Here is a 1,322-nt window from a genome sequence, read left to right on the forward strand (position 1 = left end):
CCTGTTTGTTGTTTGTGAATTGCATAGTGGACGCGAGCATCTTTGTGGCCAAGTTTTTTAGGGCACACGGTGGATGCCTTGGCATCAGGAGCCGATGAAGGACGTGGGAGGCTGCGTTAAGCCTCGGGGAGTCGCCAACCAGACGTTGATCCGGGGATGTCCGAATGGGGAAACCTAGCACCAGTCATGTGGTGTTGCCTCCGCCTGAATGTATAGGGCGGTTGGTGGTAACGCGGGGAAGTGAAACATCTCAGTACCCGTAGGAAGAGAAAACAAGAGTGATTCCGTGAGTAGTGGTGAGCGAAAGCGGATGAGGCTAAACCATGCGCGTGTGATAGCCGGCGGGTGTTGCGTGTGTGGGGTTGTGGGACCCTCTGGTGGTTTCCGCTGAGACCACAAGCAGTGATAAATCGATGGGGTAGTCGAAGCTTCTGGGAAGTTGCGCCGTAGACCGTGAGAGCCGGGTAGGCGAAATTCTGTCGACTGTTTGAGGGGATCCCAAGTAGCACGGGGCTCGAGGAATCCTGTGTGAATCTGCCAGGACCACCTGGTAAGCCTAAATACTCCCTGATGACCGATAGTGAACGAGTACCGTGAGGGAAAGGTGAAAAGCGCCCCGGTGAGGGGTCGTGAAATAGTACCTGAAACCGTGTGCCTACAAGCCGTAGGAGCTTAGGCGGGGCTTGCCCTGTCTGTGATGTGACTGCGTGCCTTTTGAAGAATGAGCCTGCGAGTTATGGTGTGTGGCGAGGTTAACCCGTGTGGGGGAGCCGTAGCGAAAGCGAGTCTGAATAGGGCGTTTGTAGTCGCATGCTGTAGACCCGAAGCGGAGTGATCTACGCATGGGCAGGTTGAAGCGCGGGTAAGACCGTGTGGAGGACCGAACCCACCAGGGTTGAAAACCTGGGGGATGATCTGTGTGTAGGGGTGAAAGGCCAATCAAACTCCGTGATAGCTGGTTCTCCCCGAAATGCATTTAGGTGCAGCGTTGCGTGTTTCTTGCCGGAGGTAGAGCACTGGATGGCTGATGGGCCTTACCGGGTTACTGACGTCAGCCAAACTCCGAATGCCGGTAAGTGAGAGCGTGGCAGTGAGACTGCGGGGGATAAGCTTCGTAGTCGAGAGGGAAACAGCCCAGACCACCGACTAAGGCCCCTAAGCGTGTGCTAAGTGGGAAAGGATGTGGAGTCGCAGTGACAACCAGGAGGTTGGCTTAGAAGCAGCCACCCTTGAAAGAGTGCGTAATAGCTCACTGGTCAAGTGATTCTGCGCCGACAATGTAGCGGGGCTCAAGTACACCGCCGAAGTCGTGGCATTCACAG

The 1,322-nt window shown here is 55.6% G+C and carries 1 rRNA gene (running past one end of the window); it reads left to right on the forward strand.

The features are described 5' to 3' along the window. Positions 1-46 precede the first annotated feature (46 nt). Positions 47-1,322 (forward strand): 23S ribosomal RNA (locus ACWEN6_RS40755) (it continues 1,930 nt past the right edge of the window).

This window comes from Sphaerisporangium sp. NPDC004334, assembly GCF_053602655.1.